Below are 15,723 nucleotides of genomic sequence, written 5' to 3'. Positions count from 1 at the left end.
CCCCCACCCGTCAATACGTCAACTTCCGGCCAACGGCGGCCCGGCCGTACTGCTGCGCACCACCAGACTCGTCGCCAGCTCCACCCGGGTGGCCGCCGGAGACCCCTCCTCACGTGCCAGATCGAGCACCAGCCGGGCCGCCGCCTCGGCCATCTCGGTGAGCGGCTGCCGTACGGTCGTCAGCGGCGGCCCCACCCACGGCGCGACCGGCAGGTCGTCGAACCCGACCACGCTCAGGTCCTCCGGGATCCGCAGTCCCAGCTCGCGCGCCGCCTCGTACAGCCCGAGCGCCTGGAGGTCGTTCCCGGCGAAGACGGCGGTCGGCCGGTCCGGGCGGCGCAGCAGGTCCAGGCCCTGGCGGTAGCCGGCCTCGTGATGGAAGTCGCCGTTCTTGATCAGCGCCGGGTCGACCGGCAGCCCGGCGGTCTCCAGGGCCGCCCGGTAGCCGTCGATGCGGGCGCGGCTGCACATCATCCGGGAGGGCCCGCTGATCGCGCCGATCCGGGTGTGCCCGAGGTCGACGAGGTGCCGGGTGGCGGCGAGTCCGCCCTGCCAGTTGGTGGCGCCGATGGAGGGCACGTCGGCGCCCGGGTCGCCGGCCGGGTCCATGACGACGAACGGGATGGAGCGGCTGGTGAGCAGGGCGCGCTGGGACTCGTCGAGCCCGGACAGCACGAGGATCACGCCGTGCGGGCGGCGGGCGGCGACCTGGTCGGCCCAGGTGCGCCCGGGTGTGAGCCGCCCCGCGCTCTCGCTGAGCACGACGCTCAGTCCGGCGTCCCGGGCGACGTTCTCCACGCCCCGGATGACCTCCATCGCCCAGGCGCTCTCCAGTTCGTGGAAGACCAGGTCGATCAGGGGCGAACGGCTCGCCTCGGCCCGCCGTCGGCGGTAGCCGTGGGCGCGCAGCAGTTCCTCCACGCGGGTACGGGTCGCCGGGGCGACGTCGGCGCGGCCGTTCAGCACCTTCGAAACAGTCGGCGCCGAGACGCCGGCCTCGCGGGCGATCTCGGCGAGCGTCGCGGTCTGCGACGAACGGCCGGTTGCTGGGGCTGTCGCCCGGGATTCAGCGGGCTCCGGGGGTGTCATGGCGGCGATCGTATCCCTGCACGACCTCTTGACGAACCCTTCCGGCCCGCCTAGGTTCCCAAAACATTCGACATGCATATCGAAACATTCGTTAGGGACATTCGATTAGGGACATTCGTGAGGGCTCTCACCCTGACAGGAGTTTCATGACCACCGCCCCCTGGCGTGACCCCGCCCTGCCCGCCGCCACCCGCGTCGACGACCTCCTCTCCCGGATGACCCTCGCGGAGAAGACCGCCCAGCTGTACGGCGTGTGGGTGGGCGCCGAGACGGACGGCGACGGAGTCGCGCCGCTCCAGAGCCAGATGACGGCCGACTACGAGTGGGACGAGCTGATCACCCAGGGCCTCGGCCAGCTGACCCGCCCGTTCGGCACCGCGCCCGTGGACCCGGCGCTGGGCGCGCAGGCACTGGCCCGCGCCCAGCGCCGTATCGCCGCGGCGGGCCGCTTCGGCATCCCGGCGCTCGCCCACGAGGAGTGCCTGGCGGGCTTCACCGCCTGGCAGGCCACCGCCTACCCGGTCCCCCTCGCCTGGGGCGCTAGCTTCGACCCGGCGCTCGTCGAGGAGATGGCCCGGCACATCGGCCGCGACCTGCGCTCGGTCGGCGTCCACCAGGGTCTCGCGCCGGTCCTGGACGTCGTCCGCGACCCGCGCTGGGGCCGGGTCGAGGAGACCATCGGCGAGGACCCGTACCTGGTCGGCACGGTCGGCGCCGCCTATGTCCGGGGGCTGGAGTCGACCGGGATCGTCGCCACCCTCAAGCACTTCGCCGGGTACGCCTCCTCGGCCGGCGCCCGCAACCACGCCCCGGTGCGGGCGGGCGTCCGGGAGCTCGCCGACGTGACGCTGCCGCCGTTCGAGATGGCACTGCGCGAGGGCGGGGCGCGCTCGGTGATGGCGGCGTACAACGAGACGGACGGTGTCCCGGCCTCGGCGGACCCGGGACTGCTCACCGAACTCCTGCGGGAGAGCTGGGGCTTCACCGGCACGGTGGTCGCGGACTACTTCGGCGTCGGCTTCCTCCAGTCCCAGCACCGGGTCGCCGGCACCGAGGCGGAGGCGGCCCACGCGGCGCTCGCGGCGGGCCTCGACGTCGAACTGCCCACCCTGAAGTGCTACGGCAGACCGCTCCTGGAAGCCGTACGGGCGGGCGAGGTCCCCGAGGAGCTGATCGACCGCGCGGCCCGCCGGGTCCTCGTGCAGAAGTGCGAGCTGGGCCTGCTCGACGAGGACTGGAGCCCCGAGCCGACCGGCCGGATCGACCTGGACTCCACGGCGAACCGCGCCCTGGCCCGCCGGCTGGCCGAGGAGTCCGTGGTCCTGCTGGACAACCCGGACGGCGTCCTGCCGCTCTCCCCCGACCTGCGGATCGCCGTTGTGGGTCCGAGGGCGGCGGACGCGCTGGCGATGCTGGGGTGCTACTCCTTCCCCTCGCACGTCCTGACCCACCACCCGGACGTGCCGATGGGCGTCGAGATCCCGACCGTCCTGGAGGCGCTGCGCACCGAACTTCCGGACGCCAAGGTGACGTTCGCGGCCGGCTGCGACACCTCCGACCCCGACCGGTCCGGCTTCGAGGAGGCGGTGGCGCGCACCGCCGAGGCGGATGTGTGCGTGGCCGTCCTGGGCGACCGGGCGGGTCTGTTCGGGCGGGGCACCTCGGGCGAGGGCTGCGATGTGACGGACCTGCGACTGCCCGGAGTGCAGGGCGAGTTGCTGGACACCCTGGTCGCCACCGGCGTCCCCGTCGTCCTGGTCCTGCTGACCGGCCGACCGTACGCGCTGGGCCGCTGGAACGGCCGGCTCGCCGCCGCGGTCCAGGCGTTCTTCCCCGGCGAGGAGGGCGGCCCGGCGGTCGCGGGAGTGCTGTCGGGCCGCGTCAACCCCTCGGGCCGCCTCCCGGTGAGCGTCCCGCAGGTGCCCGGCGGCCAGCCCTGGACCTACCTCCAGCCGCCCCTGGGGCTCGCGGGCGAGGTCAGCAACCTGGACCCGACGCCGCTGTACCCGTTCGGGCACGGGCGCGCGTACACGACGTTCGCGTGGGAGTCGCAGTCCACGGGCGCGGAGATCGGCACGGACGGCTCGTACGACATGGCGGTGACCGTCCGCAACACCGGGGAGCGGGCGGGCGCCGAGGTCGTCCAGCTGTATCTGCACGACCCGGTGGCCTCGGTGACCCGACCCGACATGCGCCTGATCGGTTACCGGCGCGTGGAGCTGGCGCCCGGGGAAGCGGCCCGCGTGTCCTTCCGCTTCCACACGGACCTGTCAGCCTTCACAGATCGTTCACGCCGCCGGGTCGTCGAACCGGGCATTCTGGAGCTGCGGTTGGCGGCGTCCAGCGCGGACGTACGGCACACGGCCCGGCTCGAACTCACGGGACCGGTAAGGGTGCTGGGCCCCGACCGTGTACTGCGCTGTGAGACGGAGGTGTCGGGACCGGCCTGACCCCTCCGTGACTGGGGGAGGCTCACCATGGACCGTTATGTCCACCACGAACTGAGATCGGTGTACACCGCGCTGGCCGCTCTCGCCATCTCCGTGACGGCGACGAGCGGCGTGCGCGGCGCCCCGCTGACGGCCTTCGGGCTGGGCTGGTTCCTCATGGCCATGCTCGCCTTCACGGTGGTGTACACCCTGCTCGGGGCGACCCGGCTCAAGTGGGTCGGCGAGATACGGGACTTCGAGGCCGCGGTCCCGCTGGAGGAGGCGCCGACCGGCGTCTCCCTGCGCCGCCACCCGCTCAACTGGTGGCTCTTCATCGTCATGCTGGTCCCGAGCTTCGCCCTCGCCCTCGCCTGGGAGCCCTGGGTCGCCCTCCTCCCGCTGTGGTCGGCGCTCGCCTGGTCGGGCCAGGCCTGGCTGGCCGTCGACTGGGAGCGCAAGCACGGCAGGGTGCTGTGGCGGGGCCACGACCAGAACGCGCCGTGGAAGCTGTCGTACTCCCCCGGCAGAACCTCGCAGGGAACGGCTCGAAGGACCGCACCGGCGTAGTCCGGGCGCCCCGCGCGGCGTCACGGCCGGCTGCCGGCTGCCGGGACCCTGTCGGATCCCAGGCCGTGCCCCGTTGTCAGTGGCGCCGCCTAGATTCCGGCCATGGAAGCAACCCTCCCGCAGTCCCTGCCGCCGGGCAGGATCGTCGAGTCGTACGGCCGCTCCGGCCGGCTGGTGTGGATGAGCGACGGCCCCGTCCCGGACGCGGACGACTGGTGGCGCCGCCTGTACGCCGAGCGGGCCAGGACCGGCCTGTATCCCGTACTCCTCGAGTACTGCGAGGACTTCTCCGGGTTCAACGTCGGCGGGGACGACCCGGTCGACGCCGCCGCGTACCTCCGCGACCTGTGGAGGCCCGGCTCCTGGCCGAGCTTCCCGGAGTGGCCGGGCCTGGCCGCACCGGCCGCGACGGGGCTCGACCCGGGTGCGTGCGCGGCGGAGGTCGCCACCGGCGTCGTACGCGAGAACTGGGCCCGCTGTCTGGCTCTGGTCGAGGTGGAGCGAGGCTCCGACGCGCCGGCCGCCCTCCACTGGCCGGGCACCGATGACGCGCTGACGGCACTGCTCCGCTCCTGGGAGGACCGCTTCGGCGCCCGGGTGGTGGCCTTCGTGCACGGCGGCCTGTTCGTCTCGGCCGCGATACCCCCGAAAGACCTCCACGAGGCCCACGTCCTGGCCGGCGAGCACTATCTGGCCTGCCCCGACGTCTTCCACAACAACTTCGACGACTGGGAGAACACCTACCCGCCGGAACTGCTGACCCAGCGACGTTGGTACTTCTGGTGGGACTGAGTCCGCGTCAGTCCGCCACCGACTCGAACCGCCACCGATGCACGGCCCGGGTCACCAACTCGTCGTCCGGTTCCGGAAGTTCGGGCAGCTCGGCGTCGAGTGCCGCTTCCCACCACGTGATGACCAGCACCCGGTCCTGCGGCGCCCGGAAGGTCTCCCGGCGCAGAGGCTCGGGCGTGAGCCGCTGTTCCCGCGCCCAGGCGAGAAGGTCAGCGCCCCCGCCGTCGACCGCCCGGGCCTCCCACATCAGCGCGACCGTCACGAGTACAGGTTCTCCTTGCTGACCTCGTGCACATGGTCGTGTCCGGGAACGTGCGGGTCGGTCACCGGCAGGGAGGAGTCGGCGGACAGGTCCCAGCTGGAGGCGGGCCGGTTGCGGGCGACCATCTCGGCGCCCAGGGCCGCCACCATCGCCCCGTTGTCGGTGCACAGCTTGGGCCGCGGCACCCTCAGCCGGATCCCCGCCGCCTCGCACCGCTCCTGGGCGAGCACCCGCAGCCGGGAGTTGGCGGCCACACCGCCGCCGATCATCAGGTGGTCGACGCCCTCGTCCTTGCAGGCCCGCACGGCCTTGCGGGTCAGCACGTCCACGACCGCCTCCTGGAAGGACGCCGCCACGTCCCGCACCGGCACCTCCTCCCCCGCCGCCCGCCTGGCCTCGATCCAGCGGGCCACGGCCGTCTTCAGCCCGGAGAAGGAGAAGTCGTACGCGGGGTCGCGCGGGCCCGTCAGGCCACGCGGGAAGGCGATCGCACTCGGGTCGCCCTCCTTCGCGTACCGGTCGATGACCGGGCCGCCCGGGAAACCGAGGTTCAGCACGCGCGCGATCTTGTCGAAGGCCTCGCCGGCCGCGTCGTCGATGGTCGCGCCCATGGGCCGCACATCGGAGGTGATGTCGCTGGACAGCAGCAGGGAGGAGTGGCCCCCGGACACCAGCAGGGCCATCGTCGGCTCGGGCAGCGCCCCGTGCTCCAACTGGTCCACACAGATGTGGGAGGCGAGGTGGTTGACGCCGTAGAGCGGCTTGCCGAGCGCGTAGGCGTACGCCTTGGCGGCGGAGACGCCGACCAGCAGGGCGCCCGCGAGACCGGGACCGGCGGTCACCGCGATCCCGTCGAGGTCCCGCGCGCTCACCCCCGCCTCCTTCAGCGCGCGGTCGATGGTGGGCACCATCGCCTCCAGGTGCGCCCGCGAGGCGACCTCGGGCACGACCCCGCCGAAACGGGCGTGCTCGTCGACGCTGGAGGCGATCGCGTCCGCGAGCAGGGTGGTGCCCCGGACGATGCCGACGCCGGTCTCGTCGCAGGAGGTCTCGATCCCCAGGACCAGAGGTTCGTCAGCCATTGATCTCGGTTCCTTGTTCGGAGGTCGGTCCCGCGGCGGAGCCGCTGTCGGACTGGGTGTTGAGTCGCATCACCAGGGCGTCCACGTTCCCCGGCTGGTAGTAGCCGCGCCGGAAGCCGATCGCCTCGAAGCCGTACCGCTCGTACAGCCTCTGTGCGCGGACGTTGTCGATCCGGCACTCCAGCATCACTTCGGCGCACTCGAAGGCGGTGGCCGCCCGCAGCAGTTCGGTCAGCAGCACCCCGCCGAGCCCGGTGCCCCAGTGGTCGCGGGCGACGGCGATGGTCTGCACGTCGGCGAGGTCCCCGGACGCGGCGAGCCCGGCGTACCCGACGAGCCGCTCGCCGTCCTCGGCGACGACATAGCGCCGGGTGGCCGCGGCACCGCGCGCATGGGCCAGCTCGGACCAGAACATGCCCCGCGACCAGGCGTCCTCGGGGAAGAGGTCCTTCTCCAGCGCCAGTACGGCGTCGATGTCCCACCAGCGCATCTCGCGCAGCACGGCAGTCACTTGGGGGTGACCACCTTGTAGTTCTTCGGCACCTGGGCGTCGGGCCGGCGCAGGTACATCGGCCGCGGGGCGGGCAGTTCCACGCCCGCCGCCAGCCGTTCGGCGGCGAGCGAGGCCAGCGCGGCCGCCGAGACGTGCTCGGGCTCGTGCGCGTTCGGGAAGGTGTCGGGGTAGAGCAGCGCGCCCGCGCCCACCGCGGGCAGCCCCGCGACCTGCTCGGCGATGTCGGCGGGCCGGTCGACGGCCGGGTCGGTCAGCCGCGTACGGGAGTCGGCGTAGCGCGCCCAGTAGACCTCCTTGCGTCGCGCGTCGGTCGCCACGACGAAGGGGCCCTGGTCGATGTCGGCGGCGAAGGCGAGCCCGTCCAGCGTGCACACACCGTGCACGGGGACGCCGAGGGCGAGCCCGAAGGTGTCGGCGGTCATCAGACCGACGCGCAGTCCGGTGTAGGGGCCGGGCCCGGTCCCTACGACGATGCCGGTGACGGCGTCGAGTCGGAGCCCGGCCTCGGCGAGGACGCGGTCGACGGCCGGCAGCAGCAGCTCACCGTGCCGGCGCGCGTCCACCTGGCTCGAGGAGGCGACGACGTCCGCGCCGTCGTGCAGCGCGACGGTCACGGCGGGGGTGGCGGTATCCAGAGCGAGCAAGAGCACGCAAACAGCCTACGGCTCCCACGCCGCGCACATCGCCGCCCCGGTCGGGCCGCCGCCGACTGCTAACGTCGCGGAGAATCACACCCGTACGACAACAAGGTGGACGAACCGTGCCAAGCACCAGCGCCGGGATCGTTTCGGGGCTCACCGCGGCCGCGCTCGTGACGGTCGGGGTCCTCGCCTACCAGGCCTCCGCCACCGTCCCGGCCTCGCTCGGCACGTCACGGCTGAGCGGGGAGCCCGCGGCCGTCGTCTCGAAGGCGCCGCGCGACACGAAGCACCCCGCCGCGCTGCCCCCGGGTTCCGGAAAGGGTGAACGGGTCGTGTATTCGGTGGACGACGACCGGGTCTGGCTGGTCGGCGCGGACGACAGGGTCCGGCGGACCTTCCAGGTCACCCCGGGCACGGTGGACCCGGCCCCGGGCACCTACTTCGTCACGTCCCGCTCGAACTCGGTCACCGGCACCGACGGCATCCCCATCGAGCACGTCGTCCGCTTCGCCGGTGTCGACGGCGTGACCATCGGCTTCAGCGCGGCCGTCGAAGGCTCGACCCCGGCGGCCACCCCAGCGGCGCCCGCCGCCCGCACCGGCGGCATCCGGGAGTCCCGCGCGGACGGCGACGCGATGTGGGACTTCGCGACGATCGGCCACAAGGTGATCGTGATCCGCTGAGCGGGCCGGGCGAAGCGGCGGTTCCCTATGCCGCTTCGCGGTGTCCGGTCACAGGCGGCCGTACCGCTTCCCGGTCGGGAACGCGCGGCGGTGTGGAGATCGCGTTCGCGGCGGCACAGGCCGCCAGCAGGTCACGCATGGGCACCGCGGACACCGCGCGCGGCACCGACTCGTCTCGTTCCGTGGCCGGCATGGACGCCTCCTGAGGACCGGGGGCGGACGTAGTTAGGTAGACCTAACTACGAACTGGGTACCATGTGACCACGCGCACGACCGCAAATGCAATAACTTGCCGACGTCTTGTCGGAATATTCATTTACGCCGGTCCGGGCGGACGCTCAGGCGGCCAGCGCACCCAGCTCGACGGCCGCCCACCGCTCCCCGAGCCCGGTCAGCGTCACGTGCCGCACCTCGTCCGTGGTGTCTCCGACGGCACGGTGGATCCACACCTGGAGCCGGTCGTCGGTGAGCTCCTCGACCTTGCCCTCGCCCCACTCCACGACGATCACCGAGTCGGACAGCGAGACGTCGAGATCGAGGTCCTCCATCTCGTCGAGCCCGCCGCCGAGCCGGTACGCGTCGACGTGGACGAGCGGCGGACCGTCACCGAGGGAGGGGTGTACCCGGGCGATGACGAAGGTCGGCGAGGTGACGGCGCCCCGGACCCCGAGCCCTTCCCCGAGCCCCCGGGTCAGCGTCGTCTTGCCCGCGCCGAGCTCACCGCTGAGCATCACGAGGTCCCCGGCGCGCAGCAGCTTGGCCAGCTTCAGGCCCAGCTCGCGCATCTGCTCGGGGGAGGTGACGGTCAGCTCGGTCTCAACCGGGTTGTGCGGTGCTGCTGGTGCTTCCATAGCCACCCACGGTAGCCCCTGCCGGGACGGCACCCGCGCGGGTGAGGAGGTCGGCGAGGCGGTCGGTGACCACTTCCGGGTGTTCCAGCATCACCAGGTGTCCGGCGTCCGGCACGAGCACCAGCTCGGCTTCCGGGAGCAGTCCGGCGATGGCCTCGCTGTGCTCGCTGGGCGTGACGAGGTCCCCGATCCCGGCGAGCACCAGCACCGGGAGGTCCTGGAAGTGGGCGAGCGCCTCGGTCTTGTCGTGGTCGGTGAACGCCGGGTAGAACTCGGCGACCACGTCGATCGGCGTCCCCTCGATCATCCGCTCGGCGAACCGGGCCACGGCCGGGTCGACGTCCCGGCTCGCGAACGAGTACCGCTTGATGATCCCGGCGAACAGGTCGGCGGTGGCCTGCCGCCCCTTCTCCACCAGCTCGGCCCGCTGCCCCAGCGCCTTCAGCACGCCGGGCAGGATCCGCCGTACGGCGTTCACTCCCGCGACCGGCAGCCCGAAGTTGACCTCGCCGAGCCGCCCCGAGGACGTACCGACGAGGGCGACGGCGACGACCCGCTCACGGATCAGCTCGGGGTACTGGTCGGCGAGCGCCATCACGGTCATCCCGCCCATGGAGTGGCCCACGAGCACGATCGGTCCCTCGGGCGCGGCGGCGTCGACGACGGCCTTCAGGTCACGGCCCAACTGCTCGATGCTGACCGGCACATCGTCCTGCACCTGCTGCACACCGCGCGCGGACCGGCCGTGGCTGCGCTGGTCCCAGTGCACGGTCCGCACAACCCCGCGCAGCGCGGCCCGCTGGAAGTGCCAGGAGTCCTGGCTGAGGCAGTAGCCGTGGCTGAAGACGACGGTGACGGGCAGCGGCGCCTTGCGGCCGAAGAGCCGCCGCCGGCGCGGCGCGGACCCGCCCTCCGGCTCCACGTCGTCGACCTCGTAGTACAGCTCGGTGCCGTCGTCGGCGTACGCCTTGCCGGGCGTCCCGCGCAGCGAGCCGTACGGTCCCGCCGAGTCGAGCGCGAGCCGGGCCTTCTTGCGCATGCCGCGTCCGACGGTCATCCGCTCCAGGGCGACACCGGCCGCCGCACCGGCCGCGACCACGCCTATCGCGGCGCCCGCGATCCCGGTCGCCCTGCGCCAGTTCCCGGCCGCCCCCGTGGCGGAGGCGACGGCTACGACGGCCTCCGCGCTGCTCTCGCTCACGTACCGCTCCTCTTCCCCGGATCCACGACAGACAGGACTACACGACTTCGGTCGCTTGCTGCTGGGGCGGTTACCCCGCTTGTCCCTCATTCACATAGACGCGGGGGACGCGACTTCCGATCCGGGTGACGATCTCGTACGCGATGGTCCCGGCCGCCTGTGCCCAGTCCTCGGCGGTGGGCTCACCGCGGTCGCCGGGTCCGAAGAGGATCGCCTCCGAGCCGGGCTCGGGCTCGTCGCCGCCGAGGTCGACGACGAACTGGTCCATGGCGATCCGCCCCGCGACGGTCCGCCACTTGCCGCCGACCAGGACGGGCCCGGTGCCGGAGGCGTGCCGCGGGACGCCGTCCGCGTATCCGACGGGCACCAGGCCGAGGGTGGTCTCGCCCGGGGTGACGTAGTGATGGCCGTAGCTGACGCCGTGTCCGCCGGGGACCCGCTTGACCAGTGCCAGCGACGCGCTCAGCGTCATCACCGGCCGCAGCCCGAAGTCCGCCGGACTCCCCAGCTCGGGGCTGGGCGAAATGCCGTAGACGGCGACCCCGGTCCGTACGAGATCGAAGTGCGCCTCGGGAAGCGTGAGCGTGGCGGGCGAGTTGGCGATGTGCCGCACCTCGGGCCGGACCCCGGCCTGTTGGGCGTACGCCACCATCTCCCGGAACAGCGAGAGCTGGGCGGCGATGGAGGGGTGCCCGGGCTCGTCGGCGCAGGCGAAGTGCGACCAGAGGCCGGTGATGCGGAGCAGGCCCTCCTCCTCGGCGCGCAGGGCGTGGGCGACCAGCTCGGCCCAGTCGTCGCCCGGCTGACATCCGTTGCGCCCCAGCCCGGTGTCGGCCTTGAGCTGCACGCGCGCGGGACGCGAGGCGCCCCGGGCGGCCGCGACGACCTCGTCCAGTGCCCACATCCCGCTCACGGAGACGTCGAGATCGGCCTCCACGGCCTCCCGCCAGGGCCCGCCGGGTGTCCAGAGCCAGCACATGACGCGCCCGGTGATGCCGTGGGCGCGCAGCTCCAGGGCCTCCTCCGGAGTGGCCGTGCCCAGCCAGGTCGCCCCCGCCTCGACGGCCGCGCGGGCACACGGGACCGCCCCGTGGCCGTAGGCGTCGGACTTGACCACGGCCATCAGGGCCGCGCCCGGCGCGAGGGCGCGCAGGGTCCGCACATTGGCCCGCAGGGCGGCCAGATCGATCTCGGCGCGAGCACGCAGCGGCGTGCTCCGCGGGACAGGTGTCTCACTCATGGCGCCCCCAGTCTCTCAGAGGGGTCGGACAGTCCCTCCGGACGCCTACGCTCCGGCCCGCCGCCCCCAGACATAGACCCGGTCGCCCTTCTTCAGCACGCCCCACAGCTCGCGCGCGTCGCCGAGCCGCAGATTGACGCAGCCCATCGAGCCGACGGTGGTGAAGATGCTGCCGTAGACGGCGTGGAAGGCCTGGCCGCCGCTGAAGAACTGCGCGTAGGGCATGGGCTGGTGGTAGAGCGTGGACACGTGGTTCTTGTGCTTCCAGTAGACCTTGAACCACCCGCTACGGGTCCGGTACCCCGCCCGCCCGCTCCGCATGGGCACCGGCCCGAAGACGACCTTCTTCCCCTTCTGCACCCAGGTGATCTGCCGGTTCTGGTCGACGCAGGCGACGCGATAACGGCGTTCGGGGCACTTCTTGGCGGCGTTGGGGTTCTTCCTCGCGGACAGATACTGCATCCGCGCCCAGGTCACGGGCCCGGCGAAGCCGATGGCGGGCTTGATCTTCTGCTTCTTCTGGAAAGCCCGGACGGCCTTGCAGTCCGCCTTCGACTGCTTCCCGTCCACCTTCAGCTTCAGCCACTTCTCGACCTGCCGCTGAAACGGCCCGGTCGACTTCGTACAGGAGACCCGGGCCACGGCATCGGCGAGCGGCACGTACTCGACCAGGTCGTACGTCCCCGGCGCGGCCTCGGCCGGCTCGACGGCGTCCTCCTGGACACCGGGCGTGTACACCTTCGGCGCCAACACCTGGTCCGGGGTATCGACCTGCCACGGCTGATAGACCCCGGGCACGAGCTGCGCCTCGGGGCCGGGAGCGGGGGGCGCGGGGTCGGCGACGGCGGTTCCTGCGGGGAGCGCGGTGACGGCGGCGAGCAGCACGGCTGCACTCCGGTGCGCGATACGTCTGCTGATCATGCGATCAGAGAAACGCGGGCGGGGAGGGGGCCGGGAGTGCCGCGCGGAGGGGTCACCCTTATTGCAGAGGGATCACTCTTATTGCCGAGTGCGCGCGCTTTCAGCCCGCGCGCCAGGACGGACAGGCACCACCCCCAGCCCGTCCGGCGTTTGAGGACGAGGCCCCTTCAGGGCCGAAGCGGGGGTCTGGGGGCGCAGCCCCCAGGAACGGGATGGGACGGGTAAGGGCGGCGGGGGCGAGAAAAACCCGCGACTACCCCGCCCGCACATCCCGCCAAGCCCCCCGAATCCCGTCCGCCACGTCATGCGCCCCCACCGGCGACCCGTCCGCCGCGAACCGCCCCGCCAGCCCATGCAGATACGCCGCCACACTCCCCGCGTCCACCACCGACAGCCCCGCCGCCAGCAACGACCCCGCGAGCCCCGACAACACGTCCCCACTCCCCGCCGTGGCCAGCCAGGCGGTCCCCGTCGGATTCACCCGCACCGCCCCGCCCCCGGAGTCCGCGACCAACGTCGTCGACCCCTTGAGCAGCACCGTCGCCCCGTACCGCCCCGCCAACTCCCGCACGGACGCCAGCCGAGCCCCCTCGACCTCCTCCCGCGCCACCCCGAGCAGCGCCGCCGCCTCCCCGGCATGCGGCGTCATCAGCGTCGGCGCGCCCCTCCCCCGCACGGCGTCGACGTCCGCCAGCCGCAGCCCGTCCGCGTCGATCAGCACCGGCACGTCCGCCGACAGCACCTCGCCGACGGCCGAGGCGTCGTCCCCCGCGCCCGGCCCGACCACCCACGCCTGCACGCGCCCGGCCCGCTTCGGCCCCTGGTCCGACACGAGCGCCTCGGGAAAGCGGGCGATCACCGCGTCCCCGGCGGGCCCGACGTACCGCACGGCCCCCGCCCCGCCCCGCAGCGCCCCCGCCACGGCGAGCACCGCCGCCCCGGGATACCGGGCGGACCCGGCGGCGATCCCCACGACTCCCCGCCGGTACTTGTCGCTCTCCCCGCTCGGCACCGGCAGCAGCCGGGCCACGTCCGCGTGCTGCAAGGCCTCCAGCTCGGCCTCGACCGGCAGCGACAGCCCGATGTCGACGAGCCGCACGGACCCGGCGTACTCCCGCGCCGGATCCACCAGCAGCCCCGGCTTGTGGGTACCGAAGGTGACGGTGAGGTCGGCCCGGATCGCGGCGCCCCGCACCTCGCCCGTGTCGGCGTCGACCCCGCTGGGCAGATCGACGGCGACGACGGTGGCCCGCGAGGTCTCCAGCACCGAGCCCAGCGCCGCCGCTTCGGGCCGCAGCCCGCCCTTCCCCCCGATCCCGACGATGCCGTCGAGGACGAGGTCGGCGCGGAGGATCGCGTCCTCGGCGTTCGCACCGCCGCCCACCGCGCCACCATCGCCCATTCCGCCGCCGCCCAGGACGACACCACCGGCCCGCCGCAACGCCGCCAGCCCGCCGGCATGCGCCCGCTCCGGCGAGAGCAGCACCGCCGCGACCCCGGCGCCCCGCCGGGCGAGCCGCGCCCCGGCGTAGAGGGCGTCGCCGCCGTTGTCCCCGCTGCCGACCAGGAGCACGACCCGACGGCCGTACACCCGCCCCAGGACATCGGCGCACGCGGCGGCCAGTCCCGCGGCCGCGCGCTGCATCAACGCCCCCTCCGGCAGCCGTGCCATGAGCTCCCGCTCGGCCGCCCTGACCGTCTCCACGCTGTACGCAGTCCGCATGGGTCCGAGTCTCCCCCGTGCGTGACGAACCTCGCCGCAGCCATTGACGCTTTACCGCGCCTTTGCCAAACTCCCCCACCCCCACAGGTGAATCGATTCAGTCGAATCGATTCGACAACAGGACGGACCCCCATGCGACCCAGAGCCGCACTGATCGCCGGCGCCGCAGCCGCCGCCCTCCTGACCACCGGCGTCAACGTCACCACCGCTCCCGAGGCCGCGGCGGCGGCCTGCGGCGAGGGTTCCTACCAGGCGGAAGCCGTACTGAGCGGCGGCACCTGGACGGCCCGCCGCGGCGGCACGACCGTCTACACCGGCACCGACCTGCGCGCCGCGGCCCAGGCGGCGGTCAACAGCCTGACGGCGGGCCGCACGGCGAAGGAGCGGGTCGTCGTACGCGGCTCGGGCTCGATGTCCGCGGGCTCGCGCATCTCCCTGCCCAGCTACACGGTGCTCGACGTCTGCGGCACGATCAACGTCACCGGCTCCGGCAGCGGCGACCAGGCCCCGATCTACTCCCGCGGCACCCGCGACATCGAGGTCCAGCACCTCAACCTCACCGGCAGCCCGCTCTACGGCGTCTTCCTGCGCAACGTCCAGAACGTCGTCCTCGGCCAGCTCGACATGCGTCTGTCGGCGGGGCTCGGCGTACGCATCGACAACCGCGGCGACACCAGCCAGTGGACGCGCAACGTCCGCATCGACAACGTGTACGTGTCGGGCGCGTCCAGCCACGCGGTGGAGACCTACGGCGTGGACGGCCTCACCGTCGGCACGGTGACGGCGCGGAACGTCGGGGAGTCGGGCCTCCTGCTGAACCAGACCATCAACGCCACGGTGGCCAAGGTCGACGCGGAGAACGCCGGCACCGGCACGGGGTACGCGGCCTTCCGCATGGCCAACCGCAACGGCCGGGTGGGGAGTTCGTACCCCACGAACATCCGGGTGGGCGAGGTGATCGCCCGCGGCGGCGGCCGGGGCGTCTTCTGTGTCTCGGAGAGCGGCGGGGCGGTCATCGACAAGGTCACCCTGAACAACACCGGCAACAACTCGGTGCTGATCGAGAACTGCTACAACGTCAGCCTCGCCACCCAGAGCGGCACGATCACCGGCGGCGGCGAACTGCGCCTCGCGGCCCGCTCGGAGTTCCCGAACAACGACAACATCACCGTCCAGAACCTGACGGTGACCAACTCCTCGATCCGCGAGAGCCCCTGCGGCACCAACACGACGTTCCGCAACATCACGCGGGTCAACACGACCCAGTCCATCTGCTGACGCGCGGCGGAGCCGCAGATCGGCACAGCCGGCGGAGCGCTCAGGCCTCCGCGATGACGACCGCCGAGGCCACCCCCGCGTCATGGCTGAGCGACACATGCCAGGACCGCACGCCCAGCGCGGCCGCCCGGGCCGCGACCGTCCCGGTGACCCGGAGCCGGGGCCGGCCGCTGTCCTCGACGTACACCTCGGCATCGGTCCAGTGCAGTCCGGCGGGCGCGCCCAGGGCCTTGGCGAGGGCCTCCTTCGCGGCGAACCGTGCCGCGAGGGAGGCGATCCCCCGGCGCTCCCCGCTGGGCAGCAGCAACTCGCTGTCGAGGAACAGCCGCCGCGCCATGCCGGGCGTACGTTCCAGCGACGCGGCGAACCGCTCGATCTCCGCCACGTCGATCCCGACGCCGATGATGCTCATGCCGAGCACCCTATGACCCCACGCGGCGCACTCCGGCC

The 15,723-nt window shown here is 72.9% G+C and carries 17 protein-coding genes; 5 read left to right on the top strand and 12 right to left on the bottom strand.

The window, feature by feature from the left end; genetic code table 11:
* Positions 1–18 precede the first annotated feature (18 nt).
* On the bottom strand, positions 19–1,089 hold the full coding sequence (locus ABKA17_RS00640) for a LacI family DNA-binding transcriptional regulator (RefSeq protein ID WP_353689792.1): 1,071 nt from the start codon (positions 1,087–1,089) through the stop codon (positions 19–21).
* A 146-nt stretch (positions 1,090–1,235) separates the two neighbouring features.
* On the opposite strand from ABKA17_RS00640, the gene ABKA17_RS00635 reads away from it, so the two are divergent.
* The 3 genes from ABKA17_RS00635 (at position 1,236) to ABKA17_RS00625 (ending at position 4,877) form a co-directional block, all read left to right on the top strand.
* Positions 1,236–3,539 carry a beta-xylosidase/alpha-l-arabinosidase gene (locus tag ABKA17_RS00635; RefSeq protein ID WP_353689791.1) on the top strand — a complete coding sequence of 768 codons (2,304 nt, stop codon included), beginning with the start codon at positions 1,236–1,238 and terminating at the stop codon, positions 3,537–3,539.
* Between the two features lie 27 nt (positions 3,540–3,566).
* On the top strand, positions 3,567–4,085 hold the full coding sequence (locus ABKA17_RS00630) for a hypothetical protein (RefSeq protein WP_353689790.1): 519 nt from the start codon (positions 3,567–3,569) through the stop codon (positions 4,083–4,085).
* Positions 4,086–4,187: 102 nt separating this feature from the next.
* Positions 4,188–4,877, top strand: coding sequence for a DUF4253 domain-containing protein (locus ABKA17_RS00625; RefSeq protein WP_353689789.1), 690 nt, complete (start codon positions 4,188–4,190; stop codon positions 4,875–4,877).
* 7 nt (positions 4,878–4,884) lie between these two features.
* Here the strand turns inward: ABKA17_RS00625 and ABKA17_RS00620 are convergent, their stop codons facing one another.
* The 4 genes from ABKA17_RS00620 to tsaB are packed head-to-tail and all read right to left on the bottom strand — an operon-like array spanning position 4,885 to position 7,385.
* Positions 4,885–5,139: a hypothetical protein gene (locus ABKA17_RS00620; RefSeq protein WP_353689788.1), complete on the bottom strand. Its 255-nt coding sequence runs from the start codon at positions 5,137–5,139 to the stop codon at positions 4,885–4,887.
* Positions 5,136–6,221 (bottom strand): tRNA (adenosine(37)-N6)-threonylcarbamoyltransferase complex transferase subunit TsaD, encoded by a 1,086-nt coding sequence (gene tsaD / locus ABKA17_RS00615; RefSeq protein WP_353689787.1) that lies wholly within the window; start codon positions 6,219–6,221, stop codon positions 5,136–5,138. Before tsaD ends, ABKA17_RS00620 begins: the two co-directional genes overlap by 4 nt.
* Complete coding sequence (gene rimI / locus ABKA17_RS00610; protein ID WP_353690735.1) at positions 6,214–6,711, bottom strand: ribosomal protein S18-alanine N-acetyltransferase; 498 nt, start codon at positions 6,709–6,711, stop codon at positions 6,214–6,216. Before rimI ends, tsaD begins: the two co-directional genes overlap by 8 nt.
* Positions 6,712–6,728: 17 nt before the next feature.
* Positions 6,729–7,385, bottom strand: coding sequence for a tRNA (adenosine(37)-N6)-threonylcarbamoyltransferase complex dimerization subunit type 1 TsaB (tsaB, locus tag ABKA17_RS00605; RefSeq protein WP_353689786.1), 657 nt, complete (start codon positions 7,383–7,385; stop codon positions 6,729–6,731).
* A 110-nt stretch (positions 7,386–7,495) separates the two neighbouring features.
* Between tsaB and ABKA17_RS00600 the strand changes: the two genes are divergently transcribed.
* Positions 7,496–8,059 carry a hypothetical protein gene (locus ABKA17_RS00600; RefSeq protein ID WP_353689785.1) on the top strand — a complete coding sequence of 188 codons (564 nt, stop codon included), beginning with the start codon at positions 7,496–7,498 and terminating at the stop codon, positions 8,057–8,059.
* Between the two features lie 25 nt (positions 8,060–8,084).
* Here ABKA17_RS00600 and ABKA17_RS00595 read toward each other — a convergent pair whose 3' ends face one another.
* From ABKA17_RS00595 to ABKA17_RS00570, 6 genes are all read right to left on the bottom strand, one after another.
* Positions 8,085–8,252 carry a hypothetical protein gene (locus ABKA17_RS00595; RefSeq protein ID WP_353689784.1) on the bottom strand — a complete coding sequence of 56 codons (168 nt, stop codon included), beginning with the start codon at positions 8,250–8,252 and terminating at the stop codon, positions 8,085–8,087.
* 145 nt (positions 8,253–8,397) lie between these two features.
* The gene (gene tsaE / locus ABKA17_RS00590) at positions 8,398–8,910 is read right to left on the bottom strand and encodes a tRNA (adenosine(37)-N6)-threonylcarbamoyltransferase complex ATPase subunit type 1 TsaE (RefSeq protein WP_353689783.1); all 513 of its coding nucleotides are present in this window, start codon (positions 8,908–8,910) and stop codon (positions 8,398–8,400) included.
* Positions 8,876–10,111: an alpha/beta fold hydrolase gene (locus ABKA17_RS00585; RefSeq protein ID WP_353689782.1), complete on the bottom strand. Its 1,236-nt coding sequence runs from the start codon at positions 10,109–10,111 to the stop codon at positions 8,876–8,878. The genes tsaE and ABKA17_RS00585 overlap by 35 nt, the downstream gene beginning before the upstream one ends.
* 70 nt (positions 10,112–10,181) lie before the next feature.
* Positions 10,182–11,351, bottom strand: coding sequence for an alanine racemase (gene alr, locus ABKA17_RS00580; protein ID WP_353689781.1), 1,170 nt, complete (start codon positions 11,349–11,351; stop codon positions 10,182–10,184).
* Positions 11,352–11,396: 45 nt separating this feature from the next.
* Complete coding sequence (locus ABKA17_RS00575) at positions 11,397–12,272, bottom strand: L,D-transpeptidase family protein (RefSeq protein WP_353689780.1); 876 nt, start codon at positions 12,270–12,272, stop codon at positions 11,397–11,399.
* A gap of 253 nt (positions 12,273–12,525) precedes the next feature.
* A complete protein-coding gene (locus tag ABKA17_RS00570) occupies positions 12,526–13,995 on the bottom strand; it encodes an NAD(P)H-hydrate dehydratase (RefSeq protein WP_353689779.1) in 1,470 nt (489 codons plus the stop codon).
* A gap of 132 nt (positions 13,996–14,127) precedes the next feature.
* Here ABKA17_RS00570 and ABKA17_RS00565 point away from each other — a divergent pair, with 132 nt between their 5' ends.
* Positions 14,128–15,273, top strand: coding sequence for a hypothetical protein (locus ABKA17_RS00565; protein ID WP_353689778.1), 1,146 nt, complete (start codon positions 14,128–14,130; stop codon positions 15,271–15,273).
* A 40-nt stretch (positions 15,274–15,313) separates the two neighbouring features.
* On the opposite strand, the gene ABKA17_RS00560 is transcribed toward ABKA17_RS00565, so the two are convergent.
* Positions 15,314–15,685 carry a holo-ACP synthase gene (locus tag ABKA17_RS00560; protein ID WP_353689777.1) on the bottom strand — a complete coding sequence of 124 codons (372 nt, stop codon included), beginning with the start codon at positions 15,683–15,685 and terminating at the stop codon, positions 15,314–15,316.
* Positions 15,686–15,723 lie beyond the last annotated feature (38 nt).

It is taken from the genome of Streptomyces sp. RG80, from assembly GCF_040446465.1.
Lineage (GTDB): Bacteria > Actinomycetota > Actinomycetes > Streptomycetales > Streptomycetaceae > Streptomyces.
This window is presented reverse-complemented; position numbering and strand designations above follow the sequence as displayed.